This window comes from Actinomycetota bacterium, assembly GCA_030019255.1.
In the GTDB taxonomy this organism is placed as follows: Bacteria; Actinomycetota; Geothermincolia; order Geothermincolales; family RBG-13-55-18; genus Solincola_A.
In genome coordinates this window covers 1-15,464 of record JASEFK010000023.1, presented here as the reverse complement: position 1 = coordinate 15,464, position 15,464 = coordinate 1, and the positions used below count along the sequence as shown (strand labels likewise).

Here is a 15,464-nt window from a genome sequence, read left to right as displayed (position 1 = left end):
GACATTATGCGCCTTCATGTCACTCCTCTTAGCGCGGCCGGTCAGTGGCCGTCATATCGAGTTAAGCATATCGCTATATCGATACTATTGTCAATATATATCGGTATATTTTTTAAAATTTTTTTAAATCTGTAAAGTTATAATTAGACAATGAGTATTGGTTATGAGTTAAGGCGTCAGCGGGAGGAGAGAGGGCTATCACTTCGACGACTTGGAGAAATAACTGGAGTAAGGCATATCACAATCAATGAAATAGAATTAGGAAAATCAAAAACTGGCCCACGCCTCGGTACAATAAAACTAATTGCTAGCAAAGCAGGCTTTGACATTCACCGAATCGCCCACGCAGCCTTCGACCTCGACCCCCCCGAGCTCCTCGGCGAGCTCTCCGGGGTTCTCAAACGTATATGTGAGATCGTCTTGAGCCTGACCGAGCAGGAAAGGGAGCTCCTTCTGCAGAAGATAGAGGGGTGGGTAGAGGGGATAAGGGATAGGGAAGGAGGTGGTGCCAAGAACGAGACCCTGGACGCACAAGTCGGGCATGGTTGACCGGGGCGGTCCGGAGGAGAAGCGGACCGCTGGGAAAGGTAATAAAGCTTGATGAATTTCGGGTGGGACAGCGAATAAATCAATAGTGATATATAGGATGAGATTGTTCACAATGAATTGTAACATCAGAGAGATTTAGCCCTTTGTCTTAACGAGGTGATAAAATGGCAGGGATGACATCTATAATCCCAAAAAAGGTAGAAGAAAGATTAAAAAAAGCCCTTAAACATTATCAGCCAATTGTCAGTACTGCGCTTTCTAAGGATATTAATGAAGCTGATACCGCAAAGATAGTAACAGAGATATTATCGGGGCTTTTTGGATATGATAAATTTGAAGAGATAACATCAGAACACGCTATTAGGGGTTCTTATTGCGATCTCGCAGTCGTTGTAGAAGGAAGGCTTGAAATACTTTTTGAGGTAAAAGCGGTTGGGCTAACCTTGAAAGATATACACACCAGACAGGCGATAAATTATGCCGCGAATCAAGGCACAGAATGGGTAGTTCTAACAAATGGTGTGGTGTGGCGTATATATCATGTTGATTTTGCTAAACCAGTGAGTGAAGAGCTTGTAGCCGAATTTAATTTTCTGAATCTTGATCCCAAAAACCCTGCCGATATAGAGCATTTATTTCTCCTGACTAAAGAGGGTATTCGTAAATCAGCCTTGGATGAATTCCATTCTCAGAAACAAGCTTTAAACAAATTTAATTTAGCCGCAATCATAATGAGTGAACCGATAGTAAAAGTGATAAGGAGAGAACTAAAAAGATTTGCCCCCGAGGTAAAGGTAAATAAAGTTGAAGTTGAAAATATTTTAAAACAGGAAGTACTAAAGAGAGAAGTAGTGGAAGGAGAAAGGGCAGAAGAGGCTATGAAAAATATTATGAAAGCAATTTCAAAGCAGGCAAAACCGCGTCGGAAAGCTAAGATTGAAAAAGAAGAATCAATCGTTGAACCGACAGGACAAACAGAAGAAATAATAAAAAATGATATATTTTAATACCTAAATATTCAATGGGAATTTATAGAAGAGAACTTAGAGACGGACGGGTTGTATACGATATCAAGGTCTCCATCCGTGGCCGTCAGGTGATGGAGCGGGGCCTCACCTTCGAGGAGGCCCAGGAGCGCGAATTGGAGCTTAAATCCCTCCGCCGCCGCTCCCCCAGGACGGCCTCCAACCTCACCGTCGCCGAGCTTGCCCTCGCCTGGCTCGAGGAGAAACGACTGCGGAACAAGGAAGCCACCTTCCGGGACTACGAGCAGGTCACCCGCCTCTACATCCTCCCCGCTCTGGGGGAGGAGCGGGTGAGGCAGCTCACCCCCTACCAGGTGAGCCGCTTCGTCTCCTCCCTCGCCTCACGCCCCCGGGTGGCCAACAAAGCCCTCACCGCCCTCAAGCAGATGCTCAAGCTGGCCGTGGTCTGGGGGCTGATCTCCGGCAACCCGGCGGCGGAGGTCTCCCGGGTCCCTGAGGGGCACAGGGAAGTGGAGTACCTCACTCCGGAGGAGGTAGGGAGGGTACTCTCCGTCCTGGAGAACGACCGCACCAAGTATCTCCTCGTCCTCACCGCCGCCCTCACCGGGATGCGCTCCTCGGAACTCCGGGGGCTCCGCTGGGGGGATATCGAGGGGCCCTACATCCACGTGCGCCGGGAATACAAGCACGGGCGCTTCCAGGCCCCCAAGACAGCAGCCTCGAGAAGGAGGGTGCTCATCCCGCCCCACCTCCAGGAGGAGCTGGAGCGCGACCGGGGAGAGCGGGAGGAGTTGGTCTTCTCCCGCAACGGCAAGCCCTTGGGAGACGATTATCCCACGCGATATGTCTTGGCGCCGGCGCTCCGGGAGGCTAAAATAGATAAACGGGTGACCTTCCACGCCCTGAGGCACAGCTACGCGGCGTGGATGCTCTCGGAGGGGGAGAGCCCCCAGTTCGTGCAGGCCCAGCTGGGCCACACGGACCCGGCTTTCACCCTCCGGATGTACGGTCACTTCATGAAGGAAAAACACGAAGAATTGGCAGCGAGGATGGAGAAGAACGTGGTGGCCCGTGTGGCTGTATCAAAACTGTATCACAAGGAGAGCGAGCAAATAGCGGATGTGATACCGTTTTCCCAGGTAAATGATACAGTGCGCCCGTAGCTCAACTGGATAGAGCGACGGACTACGGATCCGTAGGTTGGGGGTTCGACTCCCTCCGGGCGTGCCAGGTGTAGGGGCCGGTTGAGCAAGCCGGCCTTTGTTTTCCTCCTAAAGAACAGGCAGGGGCAAGGGCGGATTACGCAGACCCTCACCCACCAAGGCCTTTATAATCTTTATAATTGGAACATGGCAATGGTCTCGAAATACCGCGAGAGCTCAGGACTTCCCGGCGTGGCCATCGTCCATTACAGTGCCCCGCCGATAGTGGGCGGGGTGGAGACCATCCTCCGCAACCAGGCCGCCTTCTTGGCCGAATGCGGGATACGCGTGCGGGTGATTGCCGGGGTGGGAGGCGAGGTCGCGCCCGGGGTGGAGACGGTTTACATCCCGGAGCTTTCCTCCAACCATCCCGCCTTCCAAGGCCTCTCCGGGGATGGCTTACGGCGCGCGGCGGAAGGGCTCCTCGACAAGCTCAGGGAAGCCGTGGCGGGATTCCAGGCCCTCATCGTCCACAACATGCTCACCATGCCCTTCAACCTGGTGGCCACCGCCGCCTTGCGCCTGCTCATAGAGAGAAGCTCCATGAGGGCCATCGTCTGGTGCCACGACTCTCCCTACTTCGATCCCGCCTACCGCATACCACGCGACGAGTACCCCTATACCCTGATATCCGAGCCGGTGCCCGGAGCCAGGTACGTGACCATAACCGAGCACCGGCGCTCGCAATTCTCCCGCCTCCTGGGCCTTCCTGAGGAGGAAATAGAGGTGGTGAGGAATGGCATCGACCTCTCCCATTTTCTGTCCTTGGCCCCCCAAGCGGTGGCGCTCATCGACGAGTTCTCTCTCTACGAGAGGGACCTCAACGTCATATCCCCGGTGCGCATCACTCCCAGGAAGAACCTGGAAATGGCCATCCGCATCTGCCGGGCCCTCCGTTATTATTACCCTGACCTCCTACTCATCATCACCGGTTACCTGGATCCACACAACAGGGAAGCGGGGGCCTACCTCGAGCGGTTGAAAGGCCTGGTGGAAGACCTGGAAATGGAGCAGCACGTGCTCTTCCTGGGCGAATACCGCATGGCCGACGGGACCCCCACCGTGGCCGACTGGAAGGCCACTCGGGACATTTACTCCCTTTCCGACGTGCTTCTGCTCACCAGCTACGCGGAGGGCTTCGGCCTCCCCCTCCTGGAGGCGGGGCTTTTACGCATGCCCATCGTGTGTTCCGACATCCCCACCCTGAAGGAGATAATCGGCACCACCCGTAACGCCATCGTGGTGGGACTAGAGGAGGACCCCCGCGCCGTGGCCGGGCGCATCCACGAGTTTCTCTCCACCCACGCTACCTTCCAGCATTTCAAGCATATCTTCCGCGAGTATCATTGGAAGGCCATCGGCAAGAGCAAGCTGCTGCCGCTCCTGGGGTTTGGAGAGAAGGGCGAGGCCGGAGGGCCTGGTTTCGCGTAAGCGCCGACTGTCATGCGAATAGGCATGAAAAGCCGTAAAATGCCGTTGCATGGTCATGTGAAACTGTCTCTATCCGTCTGCCGGAAAGAGAAAAGGGCCGACCCCGAATCCCTCTAAATGGGGCCGACCCCAGATCTATTCGAGGACGTCCTCGATGGTCACCTTGAAGCGCAGGACCTTTCCCGCCAGGGGATGGTTGAGGTCGATCTCCACGTTCTGGTCGTCCATGGCGGTGACCGTGAAGTTGACCACGTTGCCCGCGTCCGTCCTGCCCGTATAGGCCATCCCCACCTCGAGGTCCGCCCCGCCGGAGAACATCTCCCGCGGGACCTTCTGGATGAGGTTGGGGTTCTTGGGGCCGTAGGCGTCCTCAGGCTGAACGACGATCTCCTTTTGCTCACCCGGCTCCATGCCCTCCAGCTCCCTCTCGAGTCCGGGGATTATGCTCCCCTCGCCGAAGACGAAACTGAAGGGATGACCCTCGGGAGAGGAGTCGATGAGCTCCCCCTGCTCGTCGAAGAGCTCATAGTGGAGGACCACGGTCTTGAAGGGCCCGACCTTCATTCCTTTTCTCCTTTCTATCCGTCCCGAAAAATGCTGGAGGCCCAGGCCGTCAGGGCTTGAGCCTCCATCCAAACTTCCTCTTGAACCTGATATGACCTGTGTGAATATGATATAACTTCGCACCCGCGGTTGGCAAACCACCGGGATACAGCGTCTCTTTCTGCATTTTTCAACCCAGAAAGCGTTGACTGAAACGATACAGCATCCCGAAGTCGGACCTTCCCCCGCTCTCTTCCTGTCTGGCGGAAAACCGGGTGGGCCCCGGCCTTTTCAACTACCATCCTGCCTGCGGGGATAACGCCATATCAGGGGCTCGCCCCCTTCTTTCCATGTATCAATGAATATATCAATGAATATTGCCGGTTTAAGAGGGATTCAGGGCGACTCCTCGGCCCTATCAAAGTTACATGTTTAAAGTTACATGTTTGACATGTGGCAGAGATGACATTAATATGGTTATAAGTCGGTTAACCACCTTGATTCAATCGAGTCGGGGGTTGCCTGTCCATTGATTGGTCCGGTGATTACCGGTTGGGGGACGAGAAAGGGGGAGACCATGAAAAAGGCCTTCCAGGTCCTTGCCGCTTCCTGCTTCGCCGCGCTCCTCATCTGTGCCGGATGTTACCAGCCTGGTGGGCCGGTCCCGGAGAGCCCGCATCCGCCGGCGGAGAGGGCCTGGAGCGAGCAGGACGTGGACGCCGCCGTGGTGGTGGAGGAGCAGGCCGTCTATTCCCCGGCTCCGCGGGACAACGGCACGCCGCCTCCGGAGTGCGACTACATACACTTCCTGCGCTTCCGGCCGGCGGATGGTTCGACCCTGGACCCCGCTGACCCGCAGAAGGTCAATTCGGAGACCACCGACGCCATGCTGGTGATGCTCCCGGGGATACTGGAGGGGGCCAACGGCTTCGAGTACCTGGGACGTCAGCTGGTATATGTTGCCAAGATGCAGAGGGGCCTGAACCTCGAGGTATGGGCGGTGGAGAGGAGGCCCAACACCCTGGAGGACCTCTCCATAGCCAACTACTTAGAGGGGGAGCTCGAGGCGGGCCGGATGACCGTGGAGGAGGCCGCCCGCAAAGCCATCGATTATTACTATCTGGGCAAGGAGGTCAACGGCCGCACTTTCCGGGGATGGCTGAAGGACCCCGACGTTCCCTTCCTCTCCGAGTTCGGGCTCAAACTGGCCACCGAGGACGTCTTCCGGGTCATCATGGCCATGGTCCCCGACCCGGAAGTGCGCAAGCAGAAGGTCTTCGTGGGCGGCCACTCCTTGGGAGGCATCATGACCTCCATGTTCGCCGGGTGGGATCTGGACGGGAACCCGGAGACCCTGGAGGACGCGGGGTTCAACAACTGCGCGGGGCTCTTCGGCCTGGACACCACGGTGACCCCGGTGAGCGAGATGGTGGGCGCCGTGCTCGAGCAGCTGCCGGAGGGCATCCGGAACATGTTGCGAGACATCACCGCCGACAATTACGCCACCCTGGTGCGGCAGCTGCGCGAGGACCCCAACTCCAACCGCATCCTCCCTTTCCCGCTCATCAACGCCGAGTCCATGGCCCTCCTGGAGGCGGTGGGGATGATGGCTTTTTACGCGCCGGACGAGGAATGCAAGGTGTTACGCGAAGCTCCCTTCTCCGGCCAGGCCCAGATGCTCCTCCGCTTCATGCACTCGCGTGACGCCCAGACCTTCATGGACGGGGTTCCCCAGATCACCGATTTCCGCTACACCAACGAGGCCATGCTGGGGGTGGTCTTCGACGACTCCTTCGCCCCGGTGGGCATGATCCAGAACAGCATGGGCTTCCTGGGCGGGGGCACGGTGGTGAAGAAGGACTTCCCCCCCGCGGAGCTCATCCAGGGCATCCCCATTATCGGCGAGCTGGCGGGCGGGATGTTGGGCAAGGGTCCCTACTACATCGCCAACGACGCGGGACCGGATGCCCTGCACCTGGGCCAGGGTCCTCTTTACTACTGGGTGAACTTCGACGAGGTGGGCGACGCCGCGGACCCTGACTTCCAGGACACGGAAGGAGAGATGACCTACACCACGACGGAGAACGAGGTCAGCGACATCCACGACGTGGCCCGGGTCATCTTCAAGGGGCCGCTCAACCTGACCGAGTGGTACTTCTCCACCCGGCAGGTGGCGGACATCGTGGCCGCCCTCTTCCCCTTCGCCCGGGACTACGGCATCAATTTCATCCACGGCGACCGGGTGGAAGAACTTCCCAGGATAGAGTTCATCGCCGAGCAGGGGGTGCTGAGCGAGGGGACCTTCATGTTCTTCCCCATCCCCGGCGAGAGGAAGCTCATCAAGGGGTACAACCACATGGACGTGCTCACCGCCTGCGCCAACGCTCCTTCCCGCAGGCCCAACGAGGTCATCGATCCCCTGATCGACTTCGTCCAGGAGAACCTATCCCAGGCAAGCGAGGATTGAAGGCTTCGCGCTGAACCACGAGGCCGGCGCGGGGGCGGGAGAGTCGACAGCGTCCCCCCCACCGCGCCGGCTTCTCTTGATGAGGCCATGCCCTCCCGCTTCGATTCCCGGCGATCGGGGTCGTGGGTGCGAAAAAAGGGGGAACGCGTGGGGCATGACCGGGGAAGCGCAGTGACACGGAAACGGTCGCTGCGCCGGTGACCCGGAAGCGACCGGCAAGAAAACGAGGAGGGAGCGGGAGGACGACGGACGAACGCTTGCCCCGGCGGCCACCGGCCTGGAAGGGGAGCGGGAACCCGGTAAAAGTGTACAATGGAGTCACCCCACCATCGACGAGGGGTGGGAGCAACGACGTTGAAGGACCCCCTGCAACCGGGCGGAAAGGGAGGCCCGGTGACCGGGAGCCGGGAATGCCCGAGGGGAGGTGGGCTCTTGGAAAGGGGAATCATACTCCGGAATTGGTGGACCTACATGTTAAGGGGGATTTTAGCCCTCACCTTCGGTGTCCTCTTCCTGGCCTACCCGGACGCCACGCTCAGGGCGTTCATGGTCATAGCCGGCATTTTCCTTCTCGCCGACGGTTGCCTGAACCTCGCCCGTTCCCTGGTACTGGCGATGAACGGTTTTCCCTGGGGCTGGACGCTGGTATGGGGAACGGCGGGACTGCTCCTGGGGGCCATACTCGTCTTTCATCCCGATTACACGCTGGCCTTCGTGTCCGCCCTGGTGGGCATCTGGGCCATCTTCATTGGGCTGGTGGAGATCGCCGCGGCCGTCGACCTGCCCCCGCTCAGCGGAAGGGGCTTCCTGGCCGCCTTCGGCCTTATATCCATCGCTTTCGGCATCCTCATGCTGGCCTGGACGGTGGAGACAGTCTACGCCTTTATGGTGATGGTGGGGGTATTCCTGCTCGCCAGGGCGGTGATGAACTTCGTCATCGGCTTCCATGTCCTGCGCCTGCAGCGCGGTTCGTGACCATGGGGACGGGAGGACGCCACGGATTTTCTCGGTGAAAGCAAGCCGCCCCCTCTTCCCCGGGATCAGGAACGCCGCCGCGAGAGGTTGAAGATCCAGGCGGCCACGGAGAAGAAGACCGAGGAGAAAAGGACCAGGACCATGAAGGACAACCAGGGCGGATGGTACCCCTCGAAACCCAGGCTTCTCCTCAGCAGATCGTTTCCGTAGGTTAGGGGGGATATGGCCGCCAGCCCCCTGGCCCAGGAGGGCATCTCGGCCAGGGGGACGAAGATGCCGCTGAGGAAAAGGAGGGGGAGACGCACGAAGTTGAGGACGGTCATCACGTTTCCGGGAACCTCGGTGGGCATGGTGGCCACCAGGGTTCCCAGGGAGGAGAAGCAGAGGCCGCTGGCCAGCAGGGAAGGAACCAGAAGCCCCGGGGAGGAGATCCGGGTACCGTAACCGATGATCCCCACCAGGAGTGGGAAAACGGAGACGGAGACCCCGAAGGCGAAGCCGGCCAGGCTCTTGCCGAAGAGGGTCCAGGTGAGGGAGACCGGGGCGGTCAGGTAACGCTGGAAGGTCTTGGCCATCCTCTCGAAGGGCATCCCCGCAGGGGCGATGTTAGAAGATGCAAAGAAGAGGCTGATGGCCACCAGCCCCGGGATTCCCTCGGTGATGGGCCCTTTCCTTCCAACGTAGAAGGCCAGAAAGAGGAAGAAGGGGAAAACCAGGCCGAACAGCAGCACCGGCGGCTTAAGGCAGTAGATGCGCACGTCCTTGACGGCTATGGCCAGGGAACGGCGCAGTTCCTTGCCCAGCCTTTTAGGCGCCAGCGCGTCCAGCCAAACGCTCATACCATCCTTCCTTTCCCGTACATATCCGGCCGGGCCGCACCCCGCGGGCTCCGTTGGCGCGAGGCGTTTGAGAGCCGCCACCCAAAGGGCTTTCGGCTCCCGGCGTAGTTTTCCCATCCCCGTTTGGTCTCGCGGCTTACCTTTCCGCTCACCGCCGGCAGCAGCGGGATTGTTTCGAGCCCGGTTTCCGAATCCCGCATAAAACTCGACCTCTCTCCAGTTACGTCCATGGGCCCTCCCCACGCTCAGCCGCGTTTCCTCAAGCCGGTGAGTTCGACGAATACGTCCTCCAGGGTGGGGCCCGGGGTGTTGATATAGGTGATCCTCAAGCCGTTTTCCTCCGCATAGCGGTTGAGGTCGGAGATGGTGCGGGAGGAATCCTCGGTGATCACCCGGAGCTTGTCTCCCTGCTTGGACACCTCCTTCACCCCGGGAAGGGACCGCAGGTCGGCTTCCCCGTTCTCCGCCGGCGGTTGGAAGGACACCTCCACCACTTGCACGCTGCGTGCCGCGCGCTTCAGGTTCTCTGGGGAATCCACGGCGATTATCTTCCCCCGGTTGATGATGGCCACGCGGTCACAGAGGATATTGGCCTCGTTCAGGTTGTGGGTGGTGAGGAAGATGGTAATACCCTTGCGGTTCAATTCCCGCACCATCTCCCGGATGACCAGCACGCTCTGCACGTCCAGGCCGGTGGTGGGCTCGTCCATGAAGAGCACCCGCGGCTGGTTGATGAGGCCCATGGCTATCACCAGTTTGCGCCGCATGCCCTGGGAGAAGCCCTTGACCTTGGACCTGCGGTGCTCGTAAAGGTCGAAGGAGCGGAGCAGTTTCTCGGCGCGGGAGACTGCCTCCCGGCGGGGGACGCCGTAAAGGGCGGCGGTGAACATGAGGTTGTTCCAGGCGCTGTACTCGGCGTAGGCGTTGGAGACCTCCGGTATGACGTTGATGGCTTCCCTGGCCCGGAAGGAATCCCGGACCACGTCGTGACCGAGAATGGAAGCTCGCCCCTCGGTGGGCAGGGAAACGCCGGTGAGGATGTTCACCGTAGTAGTCTTTCCCGCCCCGTTGGGGCCGAGGAAGCCGAACAGCTCACCCGGTTTGACCTGGAAGGAAATGCCATCCACGGCCACCAGGTCGCCGTACTTCTTCCGCAGCCCCTCTACCGCTATGGCATAACTGTCCTTTCCCGCCCGCACCACCGCTCACCCCCTCGGCGCGACCCCTTTACTCCCGGGCAGGGATGCCGCCACGGGCCGCCTGGGTGAAACGGTATTTGCGTGAGACTCGGCTCGGAGGTTGCCCCGATGGTATGACCGCGGACGAAATTCCCTCCACTTCCTTCTGGAAGGCAATGGCGTCACGGGCATTCGCGCTCCTTCCGTAAATCTCGCTCTGGTAGGGAGCCCTCATTTCCCGACCTCTCCAGTTACGAGCTGGTTCAGGAGGTCCCTTGTTTTTCGGAGGTGAGACCGCCATACCTGCAGGACAGCCCGGCCTTCTTCGGTAAGCCGGTATACCTTGCGGGTAGGACCCTGCCCCTCGTCCGAGTGGTCGTGTTCGGCCAAACCGCCCTCCTCAAGCCGCGAGAGAACCCGGTAGATGGTGGCAGGGCTCGCCCCGGAATCCAGGATGCCGAGCCTGGAGAGTTTCTGCTGCAGGGCGTAGCCGTGGGAGGGTTCTTCCTCGAGGAGGTGGAGGATGGCCGGAAGGACCAGGTGCCTGGGGAGGTTGCCCCCGCAGCGGCAAGCACGGAAATCCGTGCCCCCGCCCTTGATGGCGCCTTCCGCGCAACAGTTTACCGGAGCTCCCTTACCGTGCCCGCACATGGCCATGCCTCTTATTTGCAATCTAATAGTATTCTTATTTTGATAATATTATAGAATTGTATATAGTCAATTGCAACATGCAAGGCAGAAGATCTTAAAGAGAGGGATTCAGTCGTCTCCTCCCTTCTTGTCCGGCGGGAGCGGCCTGACCAAGGGCATCAACCTTGTGCCGGGTTCGAAGAGCCCGGTTCCTGAAGGATCCTGGTCAAACCCGCATATATGGTCAATCTGGGAAAAAAGGAGCTATCAAGGTGTTCGGCCTCCAGCACATGGAGGTAATCAACCGTCGCCCTCCAGCTCCTCGACCAGGGAGGCGACCAGCCGCCTTATCTCGTCCCGGACCCGTCGCATGAGCTCCATGTCTCCCTTTCCGGGGTCAGGGAGGGACCATTCCTCCAGGCGGTCCCGCGCCGGAAAGGCGGCCTTGACGATGCAGCCGAAGGAGATGATGCGGTCGAACTCGTCCAGGCGCCCCAGGTCAAGGATCTTGGGGGTGGCGGAGGAGATGTCCAGGCCCACCTCCTCCATGGCCCGCGCGGCCAGCGGATTTACCTTTTCCGCCGGGAAGGTTCCCGCGCTTTCCGCCTTCCATTCCCGGGCTAGGTGGTTGAAGAAAGCCTCTGCCATCTGGCTGCGCGCGGCGTTCTCCCCGCAGACGAAGAGCACCTTTCTGGTCATGGGCATCTTCTCTCCTTCACCAGGACTCGATCATTCGGTTCGCTTGGTATGCAAGTCGCCTTCGCAAACGGCCTGCCCCGGCGGCACTCTGCCCCGGTCACTTGCGTGAACCTGTGCAGCGTCCGCCATAACCGGAATCAAGCCGCCGCTTGCGGGACCTAGGGCCTCACTTAAACGGTGCGTCTGGCCGAAGGGCTTCCCCGTCGTGGTTCGAGGCGGTCCGATCCAATTATTCCCATTATACCCCACCCTGCGCCACTTCCTGCAACCGGTCATTGACAGCGGCCCGGGACTGATTATAATACAAACATAGATAAGTACAAATGATGATTAGTGAAAGACTGGAGATCGGAAATGCCGGGAAGAAAGAAACTAAGGTGCGTTGAGGACCCGGGAATACTGGAGCTGGCGGAGGGGCTCAAGGTCCTCGCCGATCCCAACCGGCTGCGCATCCTCTGTCTCCTCCTGCGGGGGGAGCGGTGCGTCTGCGAGGTGGAGAGGGAGCTGGGCATCTCCCAGCAGCTGGCTTCGCACCACCTCAACGTCCTGAAGGAGGCCGGGTTCCTGGTATCCCGGAAGGAGGGAACCTCTTCCTATTACGCCGTGGTTGCCGGGAAGGTGGAGGACCTCCTGGAGGTCATGCGCCGGCACCTGACCCTGGAAGGCGAGGATGAAGCAGCCGCCGTGTCCTGCTGCGCGAACGCCCCCGCTTCCCAAGAGGGCGAGAACGGGGAAACGGTGGAGCGCTTCCACGTGGGAGCGGGCCGGGGGAACGTCAAGACGCGGGGAGGATCTGGAAGATGAGAAGGATAGCCATATCCCTGGGCGAGGAGGAGTTGATCTGGCTCAAGCGCATCCTGGCCGACGAGGACCGGGAGGAGGCCCTGAGGTTCATCCGGGAGGTGCTGGAGAGGAAGGTCAAGGAGGCCGAGCTCCCGCACTGCGTGCCGGTCTTCGAGGAGTCTTACCGCCCCAACCAGGGAGAGATAGTCACGGGAAGGAAAGCGGCGGACCGGGGCGGGTCCGGCGCTTGAGGACTGGACCTCGAGGACCTGAAGATCGGCCAACGGAAAGCGGTGAAGAGAGGATGTTGATCAAGGATTACGAACTGGAGCTGTTCTCGCCGCCGTGCGACCCGGGGTCGCCGGTGTGGGTGGCCCGGGTGAAGACAGACGCCGACCTGGCGCCGGTGATGCCCTACGTCAACGCGGTGGCCAGGAACGCCTTCTACGACCCCAAGGTCCCCACCATCGTGTGGCGGGAGGGCGCCCACAAGTACGCCCTGCGGGATAACGTCATCAGCATCAACAACCTCAAGGACCGTGCCCACGCGGAGAGGACAGCGAGGAAGGCCGTGGAACGCATAAACCAGATCTGGGAGCGGAGGGAGGAGATAACCCCCGATCACACCATGCGCGTGCCGCCCAAGTTGCTGGATATCCTGCGCCACCTCCCCCGCACCAACTGCGGGAAGTGTGGGGTGCCTACCTGCATGGCCTTCGCCGCCCAGCTGGTGGAGGGGGAGAGGTGCGTCGAGGATTGCCCCCCTCTCCTGGAGGCGGGTATGGAGGAGAAGTTGGAGAAGTTGAGGGAACTCGGATTGTAGAACGGAGGTGGGAGCATGGAGATCAAGGTACTGGGACCCGGTTGCAAGAAGTGCATCGCCACCAAGGAGGCCATCAGGGAGGTGATCTCCGAGCTCGGCCTGGAGGCCACCGTGGAGGAGGTCACCGAGATGGCAGAGATCATGAAGTACAACGTTCTCACCACCCCGGGAGTGGTGATCGACGGCAAGGTGGTCTCCAAGGGAAAGGTCCCCTCCAAGAAGGAGATAGAGAGCTGGCTCAAGGGCTGAAGCGGGCCTACTCCTTCCCTGCGGATCGGGGGGCTTGAGGCGGGGCCGTTGACCGGGCAGGAAGGGCGAACCCCGGGGTTGTTGGAGGTGGCTCGCGCAACAAGTCGCGAGGAAACGGGACCTTGAAGCACGATACCCGTTCGTCCTCTCGGAAGAGCGGATGAAGCACAAAGGAAGTGATGGAAATGACCTTCGGCGGGCTCATGCTGGAGGGCCTCAAGACCCTCTACGAGTACGTGGCCCAGCATACCCTTTTCTGCCTGGTGCCCGCCTTCTTCATCGCCGGGGCCATCGCCGCCTTCCTGAACACGGCGGCGGTGATGAAATATTTCGGCCCCCGCACCAACAAGGTGCTCTCTTATTCCGTGGCCTCCGTCTCCGGGGCCATCCTGGCCGTGTGTTCCTGCACCGTGCTTCCGCTCTTCACCGGCATCCGGGAGAAGGGCGCCGGCCTGGGACCAGCCGTGGCCTTCCTCTACTCCTCGCCGGCCATCAACATCCTGGCCATGACCTATTCCATCCATCTTCTGGGTTATGACCTGGGCGTGGCCCGAATCATCGGGGCGGTGGGTTTCGCTTTCGTCATCGGCCTGATCATGGCGGCGATCTTCCACAAGGAGGAGGAGCGGCGCGTGCAGGAAGCGGAGGCCGCAGGGGTCTTCGCCTACGACGACGGCAGCCGCGTGCGCCCCGGCCGCCAGAACCTGGCCTTCTTCGGGGTGCTCATCGCCATCCTGGTCTACGGGACGGCGAAGATGGCCACTATATTCAAGTACGCGGGAGAGGTGCTCCTGGTGGCCCTGCTCATTTACCTGGTGCGCCGCTGGTTCACCCGCGAGGAGATAAAGACCTGGTTCCTGGAGACCTGGCGCATGGTGAAGTTGATTCTCCCCGTGCTACTGCTGGGTGTCTTCCTGGTGGGCGTGGTCAAGGAGCTCATCCCGCCCGACGTCATCTCCCGTTACGTGGGCGGCAACACCATCGGGGGCAACGCCATCGCCTCGGTATCCGGGGCCCTGATGTACTTCGCCACCCTCACCGAGGTGCCCATCGTGCGTGGCCTGCTGGACCTGGGCATGGGTAAGGGCCCGGCCCTGGCCCTCATGCTGGCGGGGCCCGCTCTCTCCCTCCCCAGCATGATCGTGCTCATCCGGATCATGGGGCCGAAGAAGGCCCTGACTTATATCGCCCTGGTGTGCCTCTTCGCCATGGGCACCGGGTACGTTTTCGGGATGTTCGCCAAGTGAGCACGTCGTGATGCGGGGAGAGCAGGTGCGGGAAAGGCTTGGAATTTGCTCTTGGGCCGAGAAGCAGGTTAGTGCTTAGGCGGTTGATCGGAATTTTATTCACCTGAAGTTGAGATTCCGAAAGGGAATTGGAAAGAGAGGTTTTCACCTGGAGAAAAGCTTTATAACCGTTGGAACACACAAGCCCGGGCTAACAGTGGGAAACGAAGAAAGTCAGGATATGCGGGAGGCCTGGGAAAACGATGGAAATGTAAGCGGATGGAGAACGAAGAAAAGGAGGAAAAATGGCCGAGTTCAAAGTGGTTATCGCCACCTGTTACGGGGCCGCCAATACCGGGCAGCTGGCCGGGGCGGTGGCTACGGAGCTGGTGAAGGAGAACGAGGACTACCACCTGGTGTGCCTGCCCGCGGTGGCCATCGACAAGGACACCGGACTGAACAAGATCGCGGGGGCGGGACTCTTCGTGATCATCGAGGGTTGCCCGGTGATGTGCTGTTCCAAGATCGTGGAGGAACATTCCGGGAGAAAGCCGGACATCCGGGTGGAGATGGTGGAGGACTACGGGGTGAAGAAAGCTTCCGTCCTCACCTACGACGAGGAGGAAAAGGGGAGGATCAAGGCAGACGTGAAGCGGCGCATCGAGGAGAACCTGGCGGCGAGGAATTTAGCTTAGATCTCCCGTGTCCACGTGCCATTCGGGGATAGTATAGGCGAGAAAGGCAGGCAAAAAGGATTGAAATCTCGTTATTTGGATGATATATAAATTAAGAGTTATATAAATATATATTTATATTCAAAGTGTGATGAGGGGTAGCGTCAAGGATTTTGTGTCAGCCACCTAGCCTTCCTCCTCCCATCCCAG

General features: G+C 59.6%; 17 protein-coding genes and 1 tRNA gene. 13 read left to right on the top strand and 5 right to left on the bottom strand.

The window, feature by feature from the left end:
• Positions 1–150: 150 nt before the first annotated feature.
• The 5 genes from QME84_12545 (at position 151) to QME84_12525 (ending at position 4,168) form a co-directional block, all read left to right on the top strand.
• A complete protein-coding gene (locus QME84_12545; protein ID MDI6875092.1) occupies positions 151–549 on the top strand; it encodes a helix-turn-helix domain-containing protein in 399 nt (132 codons plus the stop codon).
• Positions 550–713: 164 nt separating this feature from the next.
• Complete coding sequence (locus tag QME84_12540; GenBank protein ID MDI6875091.1) at positions 714–1,556, top strand: type I restriction enzyme HsdR N-terminal domain-containing protein; 843 nt, start codon at positions 714–716, stop codon at positions 1,554–1,556.
• A 92-nt stretch (positions 1,557–1,648) separates the two neighbouring features.
• Entirely contained in the window at positions 1,649–2,698 is a 1,050-nt protein-coding gene (locus tag QME84_12535) for a site-specific integrase (protein MDI6875090.1), read from the top strand.
• Positions 2,689–2,765: transfer RNA gene (locus tag QME84_12530), tRNA-Arg, on the top strand. Before QME84_12535 ends, QME84_12530 begins: the two co-directional genes overlap by 10 nt.
• A gap of 125 nt (positions 2,766–2,890) precedes the next feature.
• Positions 2,891–4,168 (top strand): glycosyltransferase family 4 protein, encoded by a 1,278-nt coding sequence (locus QME84_12525; GenBank protein ID MDI6875089.1) that lies wholly within the window; start codon positions 2,891–2,893, stop codon positions 4,166–4,168.
• Positions 4,169–4,303: 135 nt separating this feature from the next.
• Here the strand turns inward: QME84_12525 and QME84_12520 are convergent, their stop codons facing one another.
• Positions 4,304–4,732: a peptidylprolyl isomerase gene (locus tag QME84_12520; protein ID MDI6875088.1), complete on the bottom strand. Its 429-nt coding sequence runs from the start codon at positions 4,730–4,732 to the stop codon at positions 4,304–4,306.
• Between the two features lie 556 nt (positions 4,733–5,288).
• Between QME84_12520 and QME84_12515 the strand changes: the two genes are divergently transcribed.
• Both QME84_12515 and QME84_12510 read left to right on the top strand, forming a co-directional pair.
• A complete protein-coding gene (locus QME84_12515) occupies positions 5,289–7,178 on the top strand; it encodes a hypothetical protein (GenBank protein MDI6875087.1) in 1,890 nt (629 codons plus the stop codon).
• 432 nt (positions 7,179–7,610) lie between these two features.
• Positions 7,611–8,153, top strand: coding sequence for a DUF308 domain-containing protein (locus tag QME84_12510; GenBank protein MDI6875086.1), 543 nt, complete (start codon positions 7,611–7,613; stop codon positions 8,151–8,153).
• 65 nt (positions 8,154–8,218) lie between these two features.
• Here the strand turns inward: QME84_12510 and QME84_12505 are convergent, their stop codons facing one another.
• The 4 genes from QME84_12505 to QME84_12490 form a co-directional block, all read right to left on the bottom strand.
• Positions 8,219–8,992 (bottom strand): ABC transporter permease, encoded by a 774-nt coding sequence (locus tag QME84_12505; protein ID MDI6875085.1) that lies wholly within the window; start codon positions 8,990–8,992, stop codon positions 8,219–8,221.
• Between the two features lie 245 nt (positions 8,993–9,237).
• Entirely contained in the window at positions 9,238–10,191 is a 954-nt protein-coding gene (locus QME84_12500) for an ATP-binding cassette domain-containing protein (GenBank protein MDI6875084.1), read from the bottom strand.
• Between the two features lie 210 nt (positions 10,192–10,401).
• A complete protein-coding gene (locus QME84_12495; GenBank protein ID MDI6875083.1) occupies positions 10,402–10,821 on the bottom strand; it encodes a PadR family transcriptional regulator in 420 nt (139 codons plus the stop codon).
• A gap of 279 nt (positions 10,822–11,100) precedes the next feature.
• On the bottom strand, positions 11,101–11,505 hold the full coding sequence (locus QME84_12490; GenBank protein ID MDI6875082.1) for an arsenate reductase ArsC: 405 nt from the start codon (positions 11,503–11,505) through the stop codon (positions 11,101–11,103).
• 348 nt (positions 11,506–11,853) lie between these two features.
• Between QME84_12490 and QME84_12485 the strand changes: the two genes are divergently transcribed.
• The 6 genes from QME84_12485 (at position 11,854) to QME84_12460 (ending at position 15,275) form a co-directional block, all read left to right on the top strand.
• Positions 11,854–12,303, top strand: coding sequence for a metalloregulator ArsR/SmtB family transcription factor (locus tag QME84_12485; GenBank protein ID MDI6875081.1), 450 nt, complete (start codon positions 11,854–11,856; stop codon positions 12,301–12,303).
• Positions 12,300–12,533 carry a hypothetical protein gene (locus QME84_12480; GenBank protein ID MDI6875080.1) on the top strand — a complete coding sequence of 78 codons (234 nt, stop codon included), beginning with the start codon at positions 12,300–12,302 and terminating at the stop codon, positions 12,531–12,533. The genes QME84_12485 and QME84_12480 overlap by 4 nt, the downstream gene beginning before the upstream one ends.
• A gap of 56 nt (positions 12,534–12,589) precedes the next feature.
• A complete protein-coding gene (locus QME84_12475) occupies positions 12,590–13,105 on the top strand; it encodes a (Fe-S)-binding protein (GenBank protein ID MDI6875079.1) in 516 nt (171 codons plus the stop codon).
• 15 nt (positions 13,106–13,120) lie between these two features.
• Positions 13,121–13,354, top strand: a complete 234-nt coding sequence (locus tag QME84_12470; GenBank protein MDI6875078.1) for a thioredoxin family protein — start codon at positions 13,121–13,123, stop codon at positions 13,352–13,354.
• Between the two features lie 179 nt (positions 13,355–13,533).
• Positions 13,534–14,601: a permease gene (locus QME84_12465; GenBank protein MDI6875077.1), complete on the top strand. Its 1,068-nt coding sequence runs from the start codon at positions 13,534–13,536 to the stop codon at positions 14,599–14,601.
• A gap of 284 nt (positions 14,602–14,885) precedes the next feature.
• Entirely contained in the window at positions 14,886–15,275 is a 390-nt protein-coding gene (locus QME84_12460) for a putative zinc-binding protein (GenBank protein ID MDI6875076.1), read from the top strand.
• Positions 15,276–15,464: the final 189 nt, after the last annotated feature.